This window comes from Halomonas sp. MMH1-48 (assembly GCF_022348105.1).
Taxonomy (GTDB): domain Bacteria; phylum Pseudomonadota; class Gammaproteobacteria; order Pseudomonadales; family Halomonadaceae; genus Vreelandella; species Vreelandella piezotolerans.
This window is the reverse complement of the sequence record NZ_JAKRFL010000009.1, coordinates 49288-68157: the sequence shown is the minus strand read 5'-3', so window position 1 is coordinate 68157 and position 18870 is coordinate 49288. Positions and strand designations below refer to the sequence as shown.

The window sequence follows — 18870 nt, the reverse complement described above, 5'->3', positions numbered from 1 at the left end:
TTACGCCAGTATGAAGCGTATCCCCACCACAGCGAGCAGCGCAGCGAAACAGTAACGTAGGACATGGGCGGGTAACACGTGAGCCAAGCGCACACCAAGACGGGCAAACGGCACGCTGGTCGCAACGATGCCTATGAACGCAGGCCACATGACGAAGCCCGTCGCCCAAGGGGGTAGCAGCGAATTGCCCCAGCCGACCACGATGAACGTGATCGCTCCTACTGCCGCTATTGGTAAGCCGCAGGCGGCAGAGGTTCCCACCGCCTGCGTCATGGTGGCACCGCAGCGCGATAACCAAGGCACGGTCATCGCCCCGCCCCCGATACCAAATAGCGCGGAAATGGCCCCGACCACGCCTCCAGCGAGGGTCATGGCAAATTTGCTGGGGGCCAGCGTGCCTGGTCTGGGGGTCAGCCCCATGATCATTTTAGTGGCCAACAAGAGCACGAAGACGCCAAACAAGGTGCCTAACACGGTGCCGGATAAATTACCGGCAATGAAGACCCCACCAATGGCGCCCAGCATCAAGCCCGGTAATAACGCCATGAACCAGGCACGATGCACACTCCCCTTGCGAAAGTGGCCCAACGCTGAAGAGGCGCCCGTCACGACGATCGTGGCGAGCGAGGTGCCCACCGCAAGGTGCATGGTGATCTCGGGGGAAATGCCCTGCAGCCCGAAGGCAAAGACCAGAACGGGGACGATGATGATGCCACCGCCCACACCAAACAAACCGGCCATGGTGCCTGCGGCGGCACCGAGCAATAGATAACTGGCCAAAATGGCTGCGAAGGTCATTCGTTGGGCTTCTCCAAGGCGTTAGGCAACCATTTTTTGATCATGCCGTGTAGGGTATCGGGCTGGTAGGGTTTCGCGAGGATATCGTCCAGCCCGGCGGCGCTGCAGGCGTCTTGCCCGGCGGTATCGGCATTGGCGGTCAGGGCGATCATGACACTTCGTTTGGTCGCGCGCTGATGCTCATACCGTCGCCAGCGGCGGGTGGTTTCCAGCCCGTCGAGTGTCGGCATGAAAATATCCATGAATACCAGGTCGTAGAACGCAGACTGCTGACGTTCGAGCGCCTGTTCGCCGCTACTCACGCCTTCAACGTGTAGCCCTTGCAACTCGAGCATTTGCCGCGCGAGCATGAGGTTCACAGGGCCATCATCGACGACCAGCACACGCGGGCTTTGCTCGCTGGATAGAGGAAGATCGTAGGTATCGGCTTCGTTCACACTCTGCTGAACGAAGTTGGCCAACAGCGAACGAATATCGGCCAAGCGCTCGCGCACGTGGGTGACGTTTTGCCGACAGGCTTCTGAGGATTCTTCGGTCAGCATGGTGCCAAGATGATCGAACAGGCTGTCGGCTTCCCGCTGCATGAGCGTTAGGTAACCCGATTTCAAACGCGACTCTTCTCTGGCACGCTCTCTTCCTGCCATGAGGTGCTTGAGCTGCTTTTGCTGGTGGTGCAGGTCATCCAGCAGCGCTTGGTCGGACTTGGACTGCTCGGTCTCTGCGGTAGCGACATGGCCGCTTTTCTGTAACGCGCTCACCAAGCTTGCCAACTGATCGTTGGCGCGGGTGAGCCGCTTGAGCGGGCGCTCTTGACTCTCTTCGTCCAGCAGCAACGCCGCATGGGGCATGATGCCTTGCTGCAGCGTATCGATGCGCCGTTCCAGCTCATTGAGGCCTTGGATGAACAAGGCATCTTTGAACTTGGCCCGTGCTTTGATCAACATCAAAAACGCGCCGACGTTCAGGCAACTTCCTAGCAGCAGGGTCAGCGTGAGCCAGAGCGTGGTGGACCACGAAGCCTGGCCAGGTGACATTAACCAAATCACGGCACCTACCAACACACAGAGCAGCACTAAGGCGGCCTGTACGAGGAGCAGTGGCCATAACACCGGCCAGATAACGGCATTCCAGAAGTGCTCTCGCTGATAGCGTTGCATCATTCTCGACTTCCTGGTTGGCAAAGGGCAGCATGCCTTGTAAAGAGCGATGGCGTGAATCCTTACGTTTTATGCCGCACGTTTCTGTGCTAAGTGTACGTCGACACCGCACACCTGTCATGCCACGCCGGTACACCACTCACACAAAGCGGCACGCCTGCTGCCGTTCAAGGGCTTCGTATGTGTTTAATCACGTTTCATTGGGCGCCCGATAGCGCTACGCCGTTTCGCTTGGCAGGCAATCGCGATGAGTTCCATGCGCGCCCTACTGCGCCACTAGGTACTTGGCAAGATGTTCCTTTATATGGAGGCCGCGATTTAGAAGCCGGGGGCACGTGGCTGGCGGCCAATCGGCATGGCGTGGTCGCCGCGCTCACCAACGTGCGCGACACGCGCTTAGTCACCCCTGCAAACGCCCCCAGCCGGGGCGAATTGGTCGCGGGTGCGCTGACCGCCAGCGACCCTGCCGAGTGGCTCGACGCCCTGGCAAGCCGACATGCCGAGCGCTACGCGGGCTTCAATTTACTGGTGGCGACGCCCCAACACTGTTGGCACTTGCACCGAGGATACGACGGCGTAGCGCTGAGGGAGGTCGCCCCTGGGTGTCATGGGCTCTCGAATGCCAACTTGAATACGCCATGGCCCAAACTGCAGGCCGCGCGACAGGCGCTAGCAGACAGCGATGAGTACCGCTGGCGGCGTGACACCGGCGGTGCGCTGCATGATCCCGCGTTGGCGGAGGTATCTCTTTTACCGGATACCGGCGTTGGGCTCGAGCTCGAGCGCCAGCTTTCGGCGGCTTTCATCGTTGGCGAGCAGTACGGCACCCGCGCGACCACATGGTTGACGCTCGACGCCCGAGGCAACGCCACCCTGACCGAACAGCGTTTTGGCCCCTTCGGTCGCTATCTGGGTGACACGACGCTAAACGTTCTCTGCGAGACGCGGTAGCCGCTGTTAATCGCGAGGGGGTAGTAAGTGCGATAGCTGCCACTCGTCCAATCGCTTATTGAGATGCTCATGAACCCGTACGGGCGTATCGAGCTGCATGATCTCATCGAGCAGCGCTTGGGCGTCGGCCAGCGTGACGCGGCGGATCGCTGCGCGCACTTTTGGCAAGCTGGGGGCGTTCATGGAGAGACTGGTAAAGCCCATCGCCATCAGCAGCAGCGCGCCCGCCGGATCCCCTGCCAACTCACCACATAGCGAGATGGGTTTGTCGAGCCGCTTGGCGTCTTGGGCAAGCTCTTGCAACGCGCCGAGCAAGGCAGGGTGCAGCGCATCGTACAAGCTCGAGACGCGGGGGTTGTTGCGATCTACCGCCAACAGGTATTGAGTGAGGTCGTTACTGCCCACCGAGAAGAAATCGACCCGCTTGGCCAGCGCGTCCATCTGATAGATCGTGGCGGGCACTTCGATCATTACCCCCACCTTGGGCCGCTCGACGCTCATGCCCTCTTCGCCCAGTTCCAAGATGGCGCGATCGAGCAGACGAATGGCTTCATCCACCTCTTCGACGTTGGTGATCATGGGGAACAGAACGTAGAGGTTGCCCAGGTCGTGGGACGCTTTGAGCATGGCGCGTAGCTGAACCATCAACACCTCGGGATGATCCAGGGTCACCCGCATGCCTCGCCAGCCTAGAAACGGGTTGGCCTCCTCGATGGGGAAGTAAGGCAAGTCTTTGTCGCCGCCGATATCCAGCGTGCGCATGACGACCGGCAGGGGCGCAAACCCTTCCAACTGTTCGCGGTACATGCGCATCTGCTCTTTTTCACCGGGGAAGCGCTCGGTAATCATGAACGGCACTTCGGTGCGGTAGAGCCCCACCCCGCCAATGCGGCTTTTCAGTAGCGCAGAGGCATCCACCGCCAACCCGGTATTCACCATCAGCGGCATCTCATAGCCGTCGGGGGTTTCACTGGGCAGGTCCTGCTCGTGCTCGAGTACTTCGCTCAGCACTTTCTCTTCGGCAATCAGGCTGGCATAGCGAGTTTGCAGCTCGGCCGCCGGGCGAACGAACAAGCGCCCCCGGTGACCATCCAGCACCACGGGCGCGCCATTGAGACGCGGCAACGGGAGATCGACCATACCCAAAACGGTGGGAATCCCCATCGCGCGTGCGACGATGGCGACGTGAGACGTGCTGGAGCCCCGCACCGATACCAACCCTTTGAGCTTGTCGCGGGGCACCTCACCCAGCATAGCCACGCTGATTTCATCGCCCACCAGAATGGCGTTATCTGGATAGGTTTCTGGAGTGGAAGGCGTATCTTCTTGAAGATGCGCCAGCACACGGCGGCCAAGATCGCGGATATCCGCCGCTCGTTCACGAAGGTAGTCGTCATCTACCCGCTCCAGGTACTGAACGTGGCGGCGAACGACATCGGCCAGCGCCCCCGGCGCCCACTGCCCTTCCCGAATTCGTTTTTCGACTTCTTCGGAGAGTGCCGCTTCACCCAGCATCTGCTGGTAGACGTCGAACAGCGCCAGCTCTTGAGAGGAGATACGATTGACCAAGCGCTCTGCCGCCGCACGAATCTCATCGCGGGTTTTGCCAATGGCCTCTTTCAAGCGAGCGATTTCGTACTCTTGGTCGCTGGGAATCAGATCAGGAACGCTGTTGAGATCGGCAGGCGGGGTAATCACCACGGCTTCGCCCATGGCCATGCCGGGCGAAGCCGCCACGCCTTTGAACATGGCTTGGCCGCCCGGCAGTGCCGGTCGCGAGAGGTTGCCCGTGGCCAATGCATGCGCCAGCACACCGGCTAGCTGGGCGGCCATGGTGACCAAAAAGGCTTCGTCTTCGTCGTCGTAGCGGCGTTTTTCCGCTTGCTGCACCACCAACACCCCGAGCATGTGCCGCTGGTGGATGATGGGCACCCCTAAAAAGCTAGAGTAACGCTCTTCGCCCGTGGCTTCGAAGTAGCGAAAATGGGAGTGCGACCGAGCATCTTCCAGGTTGAGCGGCTCGCTGCGTTTGGCCACCAGCCCCACTAGGCCTTCCCCCAGCGGCAACACGACACGACCCACGGCTTGGGTACGCAGGCCGATGGTTTCCATCAGCACCAACGACTCCAGCTCTTTATCGTAGAGATAAAAGGAGCACACGTCGGTCTGCATGGCTTTGCGTATCCGGCGCACCATGGTCGACAGCGCGGCGTCGAGGTTTCTTGCGCCATTCACTTCTTGAATAACGCGTCGCAGCACCTCAAGCATGGACGTTTTACTATTCACTATTATTTGCCTCGCTGAGGGATTCTCCCGCCGGTGACCGCTGCGTTTACCCCGCAACGGTGTGCGCGTTATCCTTCATCATCTTGTGCCAAGCGCTGCACACGCGGGGAAAGCTCCCGGAGTGCGCGCCGATAGACCTCTCGTTTGAACGGTACTACCTGCCCAAGTGGGTACCAGTAGCTAACCCATCGCCAACCGTCGAATTCCGGCTTGGGCGTGGCCGTCATACAGATGCGGTTTTCTTGGCAACGAATTTTGAGTAAAAACCACTTCTGCTTCTGGCCGATACACACCGGCCGTGAGTGGGTACGAATCATGCGTCGTGGCAGACGGTAGCGCAGCCAGCCCCGGGTGCAGGCGACAATATCAACATCGTCGGCGGTTAGGCCGATCTCTTCGTGGAGTTCACGAAAAAGCGCTTGTTGTGGAGTCTCGCTTGCTTTGATGCCTCCCTGGGGAAACTGCCACGCATTTTGCCCTACACGACGCGCCCAAAGCAGCTGCCCCTGGCTATTGGCAATGATAATGCCAACATTGGGGCGAAAGCCGTCAGCGTCGATCACGGACATCACCTTCATAAATTTTCAGTTGTCCCCATTTTTCCATAAGGGAGACAACCGTATCAATACAATATAACGCTAAGTGGTTAAACCCAGGTGACTCTGCGATAATCCCGCGCTTTGTGTCGCTTATAACTAACGAACATTGACCGTCAAGGGGAGCGCCGTGAGTCTGGCCATTTTCGACCTGGATAATACGCTGCTATCCATCGATAGCGATCATGCCTGGGGGGAGTTTCTGGTGGAGCAAGGCGCAGTGGACCCGGTGGCCTACCGCGAGGCCAACGAGCGCTTTCTCGCCGATTACAATGCCGGCACGCTGGATATGATGGCGTTTCTGGCGCTGGCCCTGAAACCGCTGGCTGACAATAGCCCAGAGCAACTTGCTGCTTGGCACCAACAGTTTATGATTAGCAAGATCGAGCCGAACATTCTACCCAAGGCGGAAGAGCTGCTGGCGCGACACCGCACCAAGGGCGATACCTTGCTGATCATTACGGCCACCAACCGTTTCATCACTGGCCCGATTGCCGAGCGGCTGGGCGTGGACGACCTGATTGCCGTCGACCCCGAGATGGTCGATGGCCGTTACACAGGACGCGTGGCCGGTGTGCCCAGCTACCGGGAAGGCAAAGTCACCCGCTTGGAAGCGTGGCTGGAAGGGCAAGAGTGCACCCTCGATGATGCGTGGTTCTATAGCGACTCCCATAACGACCTGCCGCTGCTGGAAGTGGTCGATAACCCCGTCGCCGTAGATCCTGACGATACGCTTCGCCAAGTGGCCGAAGAGCGACACTGGCGAATCATGAGCTTGCGGGATTAATGGCATTCGACCCACCTACCCTATTAACGCTAACCATCGCCATTGCCGCTTCAGCGGCGCTTTATTTGCTGATGGAGTGGCGTGGCGCTCGAGAACGGGCGCTGCTGCTATGGGCGGCAGGGTTTGCCACGATCACGGTGGGCTCGAGTCTTTCACTGCTACGCGCCAATGGTTTCTTCCTGGTCGGCGTGTGGTTTGCCAATGGCCTGCTGATCCTGGCCCACTGGCTCTTCTTGCTGGGCGTCTTGCGCTTCGTCGGCCAACGTCCCAGCCAGGCCTGGTGGCTGCTGGTCGTCATCTGGTGCGCACTGCTGCTACTCCCCGCCCCCTTGACCAGCTCCAAACTCTATCTGGCACTCAATTCGTTATTGGTAGGGCTGCTCGCCTTGAGGGCTAGTTGGGCGCTCAAACTGGAGTCCGGCAGCGCCACTCTCGGCACTCGCCAATTGCACTACGTCTTGTTGATTCACGGTCTTTTTTACATCGCCAAGGGGCTGCTGCCCTTGGCCCCCAACACGCTGGTCGACCTCATGGCCTTTCGTGGAGCCATCATTCGCGTTTCATTGGTGGAGGGTGCCATGGCCATCTTGCTGATTGCGCTCTCGATGACCGGCACCGTGCGCTACCAGCGAGAGCGTCACATCACGCATCTCGCCGAACGCGATGCCTTGACGTCACTGCTCAATCGGCGTGGCTTCGAAACCCAGGCACTTCGCGTGCTAAAGCGCATCACCCCAGGCCAGCCTGGGGCGCTACTCCTGGTCGATTTGGACAACTTCAAGCAAGTCAATGACCTCTATGGCCACGCCGCGGGCGATCACCTACTGATCGCCCTGGGCGATATCGCTCAACAAACATTGCCAGCGGACGCTCTGATGGCCCGCTTGGGCGGCGATGAGTTCGTATTCCTGCTGAAAGACGTCGATGACGATGCTGTACTGCGCATGGGTCAACAATTACGCCAACGGTTTCAAACCGTAGCTTCGCACACGTACCCCACACCCAACCCTGTCTCGTTGAGCCTGGGCGTCACACGCCTCACCCAGCCCAGCCAAGACCTGTCCAGCCTCCTTGCACGAAGCGACCAAGCCCTATACGAAGCTAAACGTAGCGGCCGAAACCGTATGGAAATTTGCTGACGCCACCACCACGAGACATCGAGGTGCCAGGCTACTTTACATCTCGACAAATCGAGCACCCAGCGACTACATCACAGCAAATCGAGGCACCCCCGTAGCGCGGCGTAACGAAAGAGCGAGAGCAACGAGCGAAAGAGGCACCCGCGGAGGGCGGCGCCAGCCGCCCCGATGGCGTTACCGAACCAAACGTGCCACCACCACCCACCCCGCCCCATCGGCAACGCTCCTCGCGTTGCTTCGCGGGTGCACTCCGCTTACGCCGCGCTACGGGTTTATCCACTGAAGCTATCCCGCAAGCGACATAACGTTCCATCCAAATCCATTGCGCTGGACATAAAAAACCCCGCAAGCATGGTTTGCGGGGTGGATGCGGTTGGCGGGTGCCAAACGGCGCGTTTAGCCGAGCAGGTGCTCGACAGCGGCGCGCTCTTCACGCAGTTCTTTTTCGGTGGCTTGCATCTTCTCTTTGCTGAACGCGTCCAGTTCGAAGCCTTGGACGATTTCATATTTGCCACCCTGGCAACGCACCGGGTAGGAGTAGATGATGCCTTCGGCAATGCCGTAGCTGCCGTCGGAGGGAATCGCCATGCTGACGATGCCGTCGCAACCCAGCGCCCAGTCACGCATATGGTCGATGGCGGAAGAGGCGGCAGACGCGGCAGAGGACGCACCGCGCGCTTTGATGATGGCGGCACCGCGCTGCTGAACGGTCGGGATGAAGTCGTTTTCGTACCAGTCGCGCTCGACCAGATCGAAAGCGGCTTTGCCGTCGACTTTGCACTGGGCCAGATCCGGATACTGCGTGGCGCTGTGGTTGCCCCAGATGATCATGTTTTCGACGTCGGTGACGTGCTTGCCGGTTTTCTGAGCCAGCTGCGTCAGCGCGCGGTTGTGGTCCAGACGCGTCATGGCCGTGAACTGACCTGCATCCAGATCCGGCGCGTTGCAAGAAGCGATCAGCGCGTTGGTGTTGGCCGGGTTACCGACGACCAACACTTTGACGTCACGGCTGGCGTGGTCGTTCAGTGCTTTACCCTGCACGGAGAAGATCGCAGCGTTGGCTTCCAGCAGATCTTTACGCTCCATACCCGGGCCACGCGGACGTGCACCTACCAGCAGGGCGAAATCGGCATCTTTGAACGCTACGTTCGGATCGTCGGTGGCGACGATGTCTTGTACCAGCGGGAACGCACAGTCGTTGACTTCCATCACGACGCCGTTCAGCGCGTCCATCGCTTGAGGAATTTCGAGAAGCTGGAGAATGACGGGCTGATCCGGCCCCAGCATGTCGCCAGCGGCAATACGGAAAATGAGAGAGTAGCTGATTTGACCGGCACCGCCGGTAATCGCAATACGGACTGGATCTTTCATCATTGCTCCTTGATGGTTCGCCTAATGGAGGTTCGCCTGGTAAAGAATAGCGCCACGATGTTATGCCCAGATGCTCAAAAACTCAATCAGACATGAGACGACTACCCATTTGCACGCGGGCTTGATACTCGCTGAAAACGGCCAGTTACGCTATGGTGTGACGGGCTGCGGTACCATCCTTACCGCGCTATCTAATTTGTCATTCCCTTGGAACAGTGACTTCCCATGCGACGAATTTCCCCTTCTTATGCGCTGGCAAGCCTGCTGGTGCTGGCGTTAGTGGTTTGGTTGGCCGTCGGCGATTTTCAGCAGTTTCAATCGTCTCCGCCAGAGAACAACGCGGAAGAGGCCGATGCCCTGCCCCGTGTGGAGGTCAACAGGCAACAGAGCACACCCTATATTCCTCAGCAGGTGCTGCAAGGCCAGCTCACCGCCGAGCGTGAGACGGTACTGCGTGCCAACGTCGCGGGTTACGTGGCCGAAAAGCCTATCGAGCAAGGGGAGAGCGTGGATCAGGGGGAAACGCTACTCGTGCTGGATAACGACGCCCTGCCCGAGCGTTTACAGCAAGCCCGAGACGAGTTAGCACTGGCCGAGGCTGAGTACGCCGGTGCCCAAAACCTGCGCCGCCGTGAGCTGATCTCGCAACCGGAACTGCTGCGCCTGCAAAGCGCACTCAGCGCCAGCGCGGCTCAGGTGGCTCAGTTGGAGAAGCAGCTCGAAGACACCCGCCCCACGGCCCCGTTCGAAGGCGTGCTGGATCGTGTTCAGGTGGAGCTTGGCGACCTGCTCCAGCCTGGCGAAGAGTGGGCGCGCTTGATCGATGATCGCCGTTTGACCGGCACCGCGTGGGTATCGCAACAGCAGGTGGGCAAATTGGCCGTTGGCTTGCCGGTGACGGCGCGCCTGCTCAACGGTGGCTCGCTCACCGGCGAGGTCAGCTACATCAGCAGCAGCGCCGAGGAGGCGACGCGCACTTTCTATATCGAAGTCGCCCTGGATAACCCCGAACGCTTACGCTTGGCCGGGGGAAGCGCGGAGTTCACCATCACCCTGCCCCCTCGACAGGTGCACACGCTCTCTCCCGCGCTGTTTAGTCTGGATGATCGTGGTCAGTTAGCCATCAAACATGTCGATGACGAAAACCGCGTGGTGCAAACGGCGGTCGAGCTAGTGAGCGCCGACACCGAACGCGCCTACGTGACCGGCCTCCCCAACCCCGTTACGCTGATCACACTGGGCGCGGGGTTGGTGAGCCCCGGCGACGCAGTGACGCCCGTGTCTGCCCAGGAAGGTGGTCATGCGTCGACTGATTAATGCCGCCCTCACCCATACACGCACTACGCTTCTACTGCTCGTCGGGCTATTGCTAGCGGGGACGACCGCTTGGCAGATGATTCCCAAAGAGGCGAACCCGGACGTGACGATCCCGATCATCTATGTGTCGCTCGCCCTAGAGGGCGTGAGCCCTGAAGATGGCGAGCGTCTCTTGGTGCGCCCCATGGAGCAAGAGCTTCGTGGCATCGAGGGGCTGCGTAAGTTCACCGCACAGTCCAGCGAAGGGCACGGTTCGGTGACGCTGGAGTTCGACCCCGGATTTGATCCCGATACCGCGCTGGCCGACGTCCGTGAGCGTGTCGATATTGCCCGCAGCAGCCTACCCGACGAAGCCGAAGAGCCTCGGGTGATGGAGGTGAATGTCTCCGAGTTTCCTGTGCTGAGCATTGGCCTCTCCGGTGAGCTGGATACCCGCGAGCGCATGACCATTGCCCGGCGCTTGAAAGAGGAGATCGAAGGCATTGCCGATGTGCTCGAAGTGGACATCGCGGGGGAGCGGGAGGACCTGTTGGAAATCGTCGTCGACCCATTGGTGCTGGAGAGCTACGGCGTCGATTTCGATACGCTGTTCAATCAAGTGTCGCGTAATAACCGCTTGGTGGCCGCGGGCAGCCTGGATACCGGTGCAGGGCGACTAGCGCTAAAAGTGCCTGGGATCATCGAGTCGCTGAACGACGTGATGAACATGCCGGTGAAGGTCGAGGATGACCAAGTCGTCACCTTTGGCGATGTGGCTTGGATTCACCCGACCTACAAAGAGGCGGAAGGGTTCGCCCGGATCGATGGCCAGCCTGCCGTGGTATTGGAAATTTCCAAACGCGCCGGGGCCAATATCATTGCCACCATCGAGGCGGTGCGGGCCACTTTTGCCCAAGCAGAGGAGCTGCTGCCGGAGCAGCTGCGTGTCACCACCATTCTCGATGAATCGGTGACCGTGCAGAACATGCTCTCGGAGCTGCTCAATAACGTATTGACCGCCGTGGTGCTGGTGCTGATCGTGGTGGTGGCCGTGATGGGCTGGCGGATGGCGCTGCTGGTAGGGCTGACGATTCCAGGGGCGTTTTTGACCGGCATTCTGCTGGTGTGGGCGTTTGGCTTCACGCTCAACATCGTGGTGCTGTTTGCACTGATTTTGGTCGCGGGCATGCTCGTGGATGGGGCTATCGTCGTCAGCGAGTTGGCCGACCGGCATCTGCACGACGGCCAAGCGCCGCATCAAGCGTGGCTCAATGCCGCCTCACGCATGAGCTGGCCGGTCATCGCCTCTACGGCAACGACCCTCGCCGTGTTCATCCCGCTGCTGTTTTGGCCGGGCGTGGTGGGCCAATTCATGAAGTACCTGCCGGCTACGGTGATTCTATGCTTGCTGGCCTCGCTGGCCATGGCGCTGGTGTTTCTGCCTACGCTCGGCCGATTGTTCACCCGCACTTCGCACGCTAGCGGCTCCGGCCCGATAGACGAAAGCACGGCGCTCGGGCGTGGTTATCGTCGCCTATTGGGCCGCCTGCTGCAGCATCCGGCCTGGGTACTGCTGTTTGCGGTACTGCTCATCGCCCTGCTCTACACCGGCTATGCCCGTTTCAATCATGGCGTGGATTTCTTTCCTAACGTCGAACCCGACAGCGCCCAGGTGCTGGTTCGCGCTCGCGGTGATTTCTCGGCGGAAGAGACGGATGCCATCCTGCAGCGCGTAGAGCAGCGTTTGGAAGGCATGGGCGAAGTGGAAGCGCTCTATGCGCGCTCTTACGCCGTGCCCGATCAGCAGATGGGCAGCGATGTGATTGGCATGCTGCAGTTTCAGTTCATCGACTGGTACCAGCGCCGCCCGGCGCGCACCATTTTGGCGGACATGGCCGAGCGTACCCAAGACATCCCAGGCATTACGCTGGAATTCCAAGAGCAGGAAATGGGTCCCGGCGGCGGTAAGCCCATCGTGCTGGAAGTCAGCGCGACGGACCCAGAGGTGGCCGATGCGGGGGTCGATCAACTGACGGCCATGATGCGCCAGCTGGGCGGTTTCACCGATATTCAGGATAACCGCAGCCTGCCGGGCGTGGAGTGGCAGGTGAATGTGGACCGCGAAGCGGCCGCACGCATGGGGACCGACATCACCACGATTGGCAGTGCCGTGCAGCTACTCACGACCGGCCTGCAAGTGGCGTCTTACCGCCCGCCCATGGTCAACGACGAGGTGGACATTCGCGTGCGGCTACCGGAGAACTGGCGCACGCTGAACCAGCTCGAACGTTTGACCATCAATACCCCACGGGGCCAGGTTCCGATTTCCCACTTCGTCGAGATCACTCCTGCGCCCAAGGTGGGTACGCTCAACCGCATCGATGGCCGTCGCGCCATTACGGTCGAAGCCGACTTAGCGCCAGGATTCTTAGCCGATGAGCGGCTGCGCGCGCTATTGGACGCTGGCCAAGGCCAACTGCCCGACGGTTTGATGGTCAACGTCGCCGGTGAGCAAGAGGATCAGCAGGAGTCGATGCAGTTTCTGGTCAGCGCTTTCTTGGTTGCGATTGGCTTGATGGCACTGATTCTGGTGACGCAGTTCAATAGCTACTACCAAGCCGCGCTGGTGCTGTCGGCGATCGTTTTCTCGACCGCCGGGGTGTTGATGGGCTTGCTGATCACCGGCCAAGCCTTTGGCATCGTGATGGTGGGTATGGGGGTCATCGCGCTAGCGGGTATCGTGGTGAACAACAATATCGTCTTGATCGATACCTATAACGAGCTGCGCGCCGAGGGCATGCCCCCCGCTCAAGCGGCCTTGGAAGCAGGCTGTTTACGCCTGCGCCCGGTGCTACTCACCGCGATTACGACCGTACTGGGGTTGATGCCGATGGTGTTGGGCGTCAACGTCAATTTGTTTGCCCCGGCATTAGGTTTCAACGCGCCGTCTGCCCAGTGGTGGACACAAATGTCCAGCGCCATTGCCGGCGGCCTCACCTTCGCCACTGCCCTCACCCTCCTGCTTACCCCGTGCATGCTAGTGATAGGAGGTAAGTTAAGGCGTGATAAATAAATGGTGAGTGGTGAAGCATTGTGCATCAGGCAGCGGGCGCGCTGCCTGATGATGAGATGTTAGGCGGGGGATTTGGCCTGCTGGGGGCTGTGGGCAGCGTGCAAGCGGGCGATGAGCTGGTCTTCCAGGGCAAAGCGCTCGGTCAGGCCTTTGGCGAGGCGGTCGATCCAGGCGGGGAGGCGCGCTAGGTTTTGCTGGCAGCGTACTGAAGAGGCGAAGTCCTCGTCGAACTCCAGCACCATGGCCGTGGACATCTCTAGCCGTTCGAGCAATTTACCGGCGATTTGCAGCGCGCTATCGTCGTCGAAGGCTTTGGCTTCTTCCGCAAGCTGCGGATACACTTCGAAGTGACCCGCGCTGATGTAGTCCATCAGCAGCTCGCTAAAGGTGTCGATGCGCGCCTTGCTCACGGCTTCCAGCTCCGCGTCACAGGCATCTTTTAGCTCAATGAAGCTCACCAGCAGCGCTCGGCGTTGATCCAGCCAGCGGTCGATCAGGCTGTGCACGCCCCCCCAGCGCTCCAGGGCATTTTTGCAATCTTCGAGCATGGGGCTTTCTCCTTGCAGATAGCCGCCTTGAACAGGGCTAGACTCGCTTTTCCTTCTACCTCTGTCAATCCTGGCGGGAATGATTTCCTTGATACTGGAGAGTACGTCTTCGATAGTCAACGCTTGCGTTAGTCAGCCGTCGATAGATCGGCTGCCTAACGACTATGCTAGCGCTTGATGGCTAGCCACAGCATACGCAGCGGCGCCAGGGCCAGCACCAGAAAACCGATCAGCGTCCAGGCAGGCAGTGACAGCCCTAACAGCATGAAGTCGATCTCAGCGCACTCGCCTGACCCTGTCAGCACCATGGCGACAACGTCCTGCATGGGCAGGATATCCATCATGTAATCGAGCCCTGGGCCGCAGCTCGGCACTTCATCGGCAGGCAGCCCCTGCAGCCACACATGCCGCCCAGCAATGAAGGCACCAGTGCCTACGGCCGCCAGCCCCAATACGCCGTAGATGCCTTTGCCAACACCGCCTTTGGGGTTATGGATGGCCGCCATGGCTAGCACCAAGCCTGCCGCGATGACCGCTACGCGCTGAAAAATACATAGCGGACATGGCTCCAAGCCAGCAATGTGCTCTAGGCTCAAGGCAACGGCCATCATCAATACGCAAAAGGCAACACCGGCAAGTGCCGCCGGACGAATAGCGGAAGGGGTCATTAGGCATCCTCGGAGGGTAAAGCGGACAGCGCCCGTGACTCACGCGCCTTGGCAAAATAGCTCTCAAGAAACGCGCTGAAGCTCTCTTGGTCGGCCTCTTCGATATCCCGTTGCTGCTGATGCGAGGTATCGATCAACTGCGCCAGCAGTGCTTCGCGCGAGCGTAACATGGGCGTGGCTTTTAGCTTATCGGCTTGCGCCTGCGCCATTTCAAGCAGCGTATCGCTCAGTGAGCCATTGCTTTCCTGCAGACGCGCCAGCATCTGCCCTGACGGTGTTAGCGATGGATTCTGAAGGCGTGGCGCCAACTCGTCGAGCGCAGCAGCGTGGGGCTCGCCCTCTTCGACCGCATCGAGCAGCCGCGCCACATCGGCCATCTCCGCAAAGATTTGCTCGCCCCACTCAGGCAGTGTGACCGACTCGCCATCCCGCGTGAGACGAAGCTCCGGATCGCGCCCACGCTCTACCACTAAGCGACGGTTATCGTCCAAACGGTCGCACTCCTCGTCGGAAATCCATGGGCTATCGCTAAGTAGACACCACATCAAGAAGGTATCGACGAAGCGCATCTGCGTTTCGGTGACGCCCAGCGGGTCGAACGGGTTGAGGTCCAGGCAGCGCACTTCGATGTACTCGACGCCACGCGCCTCCAGGGCTTGGCTGGGGGTCTCGTTCTGTTTGGCAACACGCTTGGGCCGAATATCACTGTAGTACTCGTTTTCGATCTGCAGGATATTGGCATTGAGCTGCCGCCACTCGTCGCCGTTTTTCACGCCGAGTGCTTCGTAGTCGGGCCAGGGAGTGGAAATGGCATGACGCAGCGTATTGACGTAGTTCGATAGCGAGTTGAAACAGATTTTGAGCTGCGCCTGCACCTTGTTCTGGTAACCAAGATCCGACATGCGCAGTGTGGTCGCATAAGGCGCGTAATACGTGTCGTCGCTCAGCAACTGAAGTTTATCCGGCACGTGGCCATTCGGCAGAAAGCTCTTGTCGATGGCCGGCGAGGCGCCAAACAGATAGAGCAGTAGCCAGCTATGGCGACGGAAGTGGCGAATCATCCCGAAATATCGGGTCGAGCGGTAATCATTGAAGGGAATATTGGTGGCTTTTTCCATTTCCCGTAGGGCGTGCCACATATCCTCTGGCAACGACACGTTGTAATGCACGCCTGCAATGGCCTGCATGATACGCCCGTAACGCACGTCCAACCCTTTGCGGTAAACGTGCTTCATGGTGCCCACATTGGAGCGACCGTAATCAGCAATGGGTACGCTGTCGTTGCCAGAAAGACGTGCTGGCATGCTGCCCGGCCAGATCCACTCGCTGTCTAGATGATGATAGGTAAATGTGTGCAGATCAGATAAGAAGGCCAGTGCCTCCTTCGGCTCGGAGTAGACCGGGGTGATGTACTCCAGCAGCGCTTCGGAGTAATCGGTGGTGATATGCGGGTGCGTCAGTTTCGATCCAAGCGCGTGCGGATGAGGCGTTTGGGCGATATGTCCATGGGCATCGACCCGCAAACCCTCTTTTTCCAATCCGCGACGCAGGCGACCCAAACGCCCTAACCGCGCGCTCGGCAGCAGCCGCTCTACCTGGGCGGTGAGCGAGGGTGGCACAGTGAGTGGTTCAGACAAGGTGAACACTCCTTGTTAGTAAGGTCTGCATCGCGCAGGCCTCGTTGAGATCAGCTGGCATCGCCATAACCATTACCCTGCTTTCTAATCGAGAATAGACAGCAGGATATGGCGGCAATGGTGAAATATTCAAGACACGCGACTATTTGCCCCGCTTGGCTTTGAGCAGCGCAGCACCGAGCGCCCCCATGGCGGCAGGGGCTTCATCTTGCTGTCTCGCTGGACGCTTGCCACCTTGGCGCTGGCTTCGGGCAGGCTTGCGCGGCGCTGGCGAGGCCGGACTGCCCGACACCTCGGGCTGTTCCGGTTCGTCATCCAAGCGCATGGATAGCCCAACCCGTTTACGCGGAATGTCCACGCTCATCACTTTCACCGTGACGATATCCCCCGCCTTGACGATGCTGCGCGGGTCATCGATGAAGCGGTCGGACAGCGCCGAAATATGCACCAAGCCGTCTTGGTGAACGCCAATATCCACGAAGGCCCCAAAGTGGGTCACGTTAGTGACGGTGCCTTCCAACACCATGCCCAGCTTCAAATCGTTGAGGGTTTCGACGCCCTCACGGAATTCAGCGGCCTTGAACTCCGGGCGCGGGTCGCGACCGGGCTTATCCAGCTCTTTGAGAATATCGCTTACGGTAGGCACACCAAAGCGCTCATCGGCGAAGTCGGCGGGCTTGAGCGCTTTCAGAGTGGCGCTGTCGCCAATCAGCCCTTTCACGTCGCGGCTGTTCTGCTTGGCAATGCGCTCCACCAGCGTGTAGGCCTCGGGGTGAACCGCACTGGCGTCCAGCGGGTTCTCGGCGTTGCTGATACGCAAGAAGCCTGCGCACTGCTCGAAGGTTTTCGGGCCCAGGCGGCTCACTTCAAGTAGCTCTTTACGGCTCTTGAACGCCCCCTGAATGTTACGCTGCGCCACGATATTGTCGGCGATCGCCGCGCTGAGGCCTGCCACACGCGATAACAGCGCGCTGGAGGCGGTATTGAGATCCACGCCCACAGCGTTCACGCAGTCTTCGATGACCGCTTCCAGGCTGCGCGAGAGCTGCACTTGAGAAACGTCGTGCTGATATTGGCCAACGCCGATGGATTTCGGTTCGATCTTCACCAGCTCGGCCAAGGGGTCTTGCAAGCGGCGGGCAATCGAGACAGCGCCGCGAATGGTCACGTCGAGGTCCGGCAGTTCGCGCGCGGCGTACTCGGATGCCGAATACACCGATGCGCCCGCCTCGGATACCATTACCTTGCTCAGCCGATGGGCTGGGGCCAGCGCTTTTACCAGCTCGCCCGCGAGCTTGTCGGTTTCCCGGCTGGCGGTGCCGTTACCCACGGCAATCAATTCCACGCCATGCTGCTTGACCAACTTGGCGAGCACGCTGAGCGCCTCGTCCCAGCGGTTTTGCGGCGCATGGGGATAAATGGTGGCTTGGTCGACGAACTGGCCGGTGGCATCGACCACCGCTACTTTACAGCCGGTACGTAGGCCGGGGTCGAGCGCCAGGGTCACTTTCTGTCCGGCCGGTGCGGCGAGCAGCAGATCCTTCAAATTGGCGGCAAACACGTCGATGGCGGTCTGTTCGGCCTGCTCGCGCAGGCGGCCCAGCAACTCGGTTTCCAGCGCGGTATAAAGCTTCACACGCCAGGTCCAGCGCACCACTTCATTCAACCACTTATCCGCTGCACGCCCCTCATCGCTAATGCCCACCTGCTTGGCAATCGCTACCTGGGCGGGATGGATGGGCGCGTCGTCTTCGCCCGGCAAGCGGATCGCCAGGCTCAAGATGCCTTCGTTGCGGCCGCGGAACATGGCCAGCGCCCGGTGCGAAGGCACTTTCGCCAGCTTTTCGTCGTGCTCGAAGTAGTCGGAGAACTTCGCGCCCTCCTGCTGTTTGCCCTCCAGCACGCGCGCACTCAGCTCGCCCTCTTGCCATAGCCGCTCGCGCAGTTGACCAATGAGCTCCGGGTCTTCGGCAAAGCGCTCCATCAGAATCTGCTTGGCGCCATCCAGCGCCGCTTTGGCATCGTCGATGGCGGGGATATCCCCCTCGGCTTCACGCAGGTAGTGGGCGGCTTCGCTTTCGGGCTCGAGCGCTGGATTCGCCAGCAGCGCGTCGGCCAGGGGCTCCAACCCCGCCTCACGGGCAATTTGCGCTTTGGTGCGGCGCTTTTTCTTGAAGGGAAGGTATAAATCTTCCAAACGCTGCTTGGTATCGGCGGCTTGAATGGTCGCTTTAAGGCTCGCATCCAGTTTGCCCTGCTCATCGATGGCGGCTAATACCGCCTCACGACGCTCTTCCAGCTCGCGCAGGTAACGCAGGCGTTCGTCCAATTGGCGAAGCTGCGTATCGTCCAGCGCGCCAGTGACTTCTTTACGGTAACGGGCAATGAAAGGCACGGTAGCGCCCCCATCCAGAAGCTCTACCGTGGCGGCGACCTGTTCCGGCCGGACGCTTAGCTCTTCGGCCAAGCGTGCAGTAATGCGTTGTTTGACATCCATAACGTGCAACTAACTCATGCAGCATTCGAGGTGCCGACAAGGTACCACAAACCACCTAGGGTGGCA

Annotated in this window: 14 protein-coding genes; 5 read left to right on the top strand and 9 right to left on the bottom strand. The window is 59.9% G+C overall.

Features of this window, described 5'->3' with window-relative positions; genetic code table 11:
• Both MHM37_RS10095 and MHM37_RS10090 read right to left on the bottom strand, forming a co-directional pair.
• Entirely contained in the window at positions 1-798 is a 798-nt protein-coding gene (locus tag MHM37_RS10095) for a sulfite exporter TauE/SafE family protein (RefSeq protein ID WP_239296544.1), read from the bottom strand.
• A complete protein-coding gene (locus tag MHM37_RS10090; RefSeq protein WP_343218246.1) occupies positions 795-1958 on the bottom strand; it encodes a response regulator in 1164 nt (387 codons plus the stop codon). The genes MHM37_RS10095 and MHM37_RS10090 overlap by 4 nt, the downstream gene beginning before the upstream one ends.
• A 177-nt stretch (positions 1959-2135) precedes the next feature.
• Between MHM37_RS10090 and MHM37_RS10085 the strand changes: the two genes are divergently transcribed.
• Positions 2136-2906, top strand: coding sequence for an NRDE family protein (locus MHM37_RS10085; protein WP_239296543.1), 771 nt, complete (start codon positions 2136-2138; stop codon positions 2904-2906).
• A gap of 6 nt (positions 2907-2912) precedes the next feature.
• On the opposite strand, the gene ptsP is transcribed toward MHM37_RS10085, so the two are convergent.
• Entirely contained in the window at positions 2913-5174 is a 2262-nt protein-coding gene (gene ptsP, locus MHM37_RS10080) for a phosphoenolpyruvate--protein phosphotransferase (protein ID WP_219863889.1), read from the bottom strand.
• 86 nt (positions 5175-5260) lie between these two features.
• A complete protein-coding gene (locus MHM37_RS10075) occupies positions 5261-5755 on the bottom strand; it encodes an RNA pyrophosphohydrolase (RefSeq protein ID WP_139527002.1) in 495 nt (164 codons plus the stop codon).
• A 163-nt stretch (positions 5756-5918) separates the two neighbouring features.
• Between MHM37_RS10075 and MHM37_RS10070 the strand changes: the two genes are divergently transcribed.
• Together MHM37_RS10070 and MHM37_RS10065 are read left to right on the top strand one after the other, a co-directional pair.
• Complete coding sequence (locus MHM37_RS10070; RefSeq protein ID WP_139527001.1) at positions 5919-6575, top strand: HAD family hydrolase; 657 nt, start codon at positions 5919-5921, stop codon at positions 6573-6575.
• Positions 6575-7714, top strand: a complete 1140-nt coding sequence (locus MHM37_RS10065; protein ID WP_219861266.1) for a GGDEF domain-containing protein — start codon at positions 6575-6577, stop codon at positions 7712-7714. The genes MHM37_RS10070 and MHM37_RS10065 overlap by 1 nt, the downstream gene beginning before the upstream one ends.
• Positions 7715-8110: 396 nt before the next feature.
• Here the strand turns inward: MHM37_RS10065 and MHM37_RS10060 are convergent, their stop codons facing one another.
• Positions 8111-9085 (bottom strand): malate dehydrogenase, encoded by a 975-nt coding sequence (locus MHM37_RS10060; RefSeq protein WP_016913321.1) that lies wholly within the window; start codon positions 9083-9085, stop codon positions 8111-8113.
• A 225-nt stretch (positions 9086-9310) separates the two neighbouring features.
• Here MHM37_RS10060 and MHM37_RS10055 point away from each other — a divergent pair, with 225 nt between their 5' ends.
• Both MHM37_RS10055 and MHM37_RS10050 read left to right on the top strand, forming a co-directional pair.
• The gene (locus tag MHM37_RS10055; protein ID WP_219861268.1) at positions 9311-10402 is read left to right on the top strand and encodes an efflux RND transporter periplasmic adaptor subunit; all 1092 of its coding nucleotides are present in this window, start codon (positions 9311-9313) and stop codon (positions 10400-10402) included.
• Complete coding sequence (locus MHM37_RS10050; protein WP_219861270.1) at positions 10386-13454, top strand: efflux RND transporter permease subunit; 3069 nt, start codon at positions 10386-10388, stop codon at positions 13452-13454. The genes MHM37_RS10055 and MHM37_RS10050 overlap by 17 nt, the downstream gene beginning before the upstream one ends.
• Before the next feature lie 59 nt (positions 13455-13513).
• On the opposite strand, the gene rsd is transcribed toward MHM37_RS10050, so the two are convergent.
• The 4 genes from rsd to MHM37_RS10030 all read right to left on the bottom strand — a co-directional run bounded on the left by rsd (position 13514) and on the right by MHM37_RS10030 (position 18804).
• Positions 13514-14002, bottom strand: coding sequence for a sigma D regulator (rsd, locus tag MHM37_RS10045; protein ID WP_139526997.1), 489 nt, complete (start codon positions 14000-14002; stop codon positions 13514-13516).
• A 167-nt stretch (positions 14003-14169) separates the two neighbouring features.
• Positions 14170-14670 (bottom strand): disulfide bond formation protein B, encoded by a 501-nt coding sequence (locus MHM37_RS10040; protein WP_219861272.1) that lies wholly within the window; start codon positions 14668-14670, stop codon positions 14170-14172.
• Positions 14670-16307 (bottom strand): glutamate--cysteine ligase, encoded by a 1638-nt coding sequence (gene gshA / locus MHM37_RS10035; RefSeq protein ID WP_219861274.1) that lies wholly within the window; start codon positions 16305-16307, stop codon positions 14670-14672. Before gshA ends, MHM37_RS10040 begins: the two co-directional genes overlap by 1 nt.
• Before the next feature lie 142 nt (positions 16308-16449).
• Positions 16450-18804: a Tex family protein gene (locus MHM37_RS10030; protein ID WP_239296542.1), complete on the bottom strand. Its 2355-nt coding sequence runs from the start codon at positions 18802-18804 to the stop codon at positions 16450-16452.
• Between the last annotated feature and the right edge of the window lie 66 nt (positions 18805-18870).

Coding starts and splice junctions, on each gene's coding strand:
- rsd (WP_139526997.1), bottom strand. CDS start 14,002: ATGCTCGAAGATTGCAAAAATGCCCTGGAGCGCTGGGGGGGCGTGCAC.
- MHM37_RS10060 (WP_016913321.1), bottom strand. CDS start 9,085: ATGAAAGATCCAGTCCGTATTGCGATTACCGGCGGTGCCGGTCAAATC.
- MHM37_RS10040 (WP_219861272.1), bottom strand. CDS start 14,670: ATGACCCCTTCCGCTATTCGTCCGGCGGCACTTGCCGGTGTTGCCTTT.
- MHM37_RS10095 (WP_239296544.1), bottom strand. CDS start 798: ATGACCTTCGCAGCCATTTTGGCCAGTTATCTATTGCTCGGTGCCGCC.
- MHM37_RS10055 (WP_219861268.1), top strand. CDS start 9,311: ATGCGACGAATTTCCCCTTCTTATGCGCTGGCAAGCCTGCTGGTGCTG.
- MHM37_RS10050 (WP_219861270.1), top strand. CDS start 10,386: ATGCGTCGACTGATTAATGCCGCCCTCACCCATACACGCACTACGCTT.
- MHM37_RS10065 (WP_219861266.1), top strand. CDS start 6,575: ATGGCATTCGACCCACCTACCCTATTAACGCTAACCATCGCCATTGCC.
- MHM37_RS10085 (WP_239296543.1), top strand. CDS start 2,136: ATGTGTTTAATCACGTTTCATTGGGCGCCCGATAGCGCTACGCCGTTT.
- ptsP (WP_219863889.1), bottom strand. CDS start 5,174: ATGCTTGAGGTGCTGCGACGCGTTATTCAAGAAGTGAATGGCGCAAGA.
- MHM37_RS10090 (WP_343218246.1), bottom strand. CDS start 1,958: ATGATGCAACGCTATCAGCGAGAGCACTTCTGGAATGCCGTTATCTGG.
- MHM37_RS10030 (WP_239296542.1), bottom strand. CDS start 18,804: ATGGATGTCAAACAACGCATTACTGCACGCTTGGCCGAAGAGCTAAGC.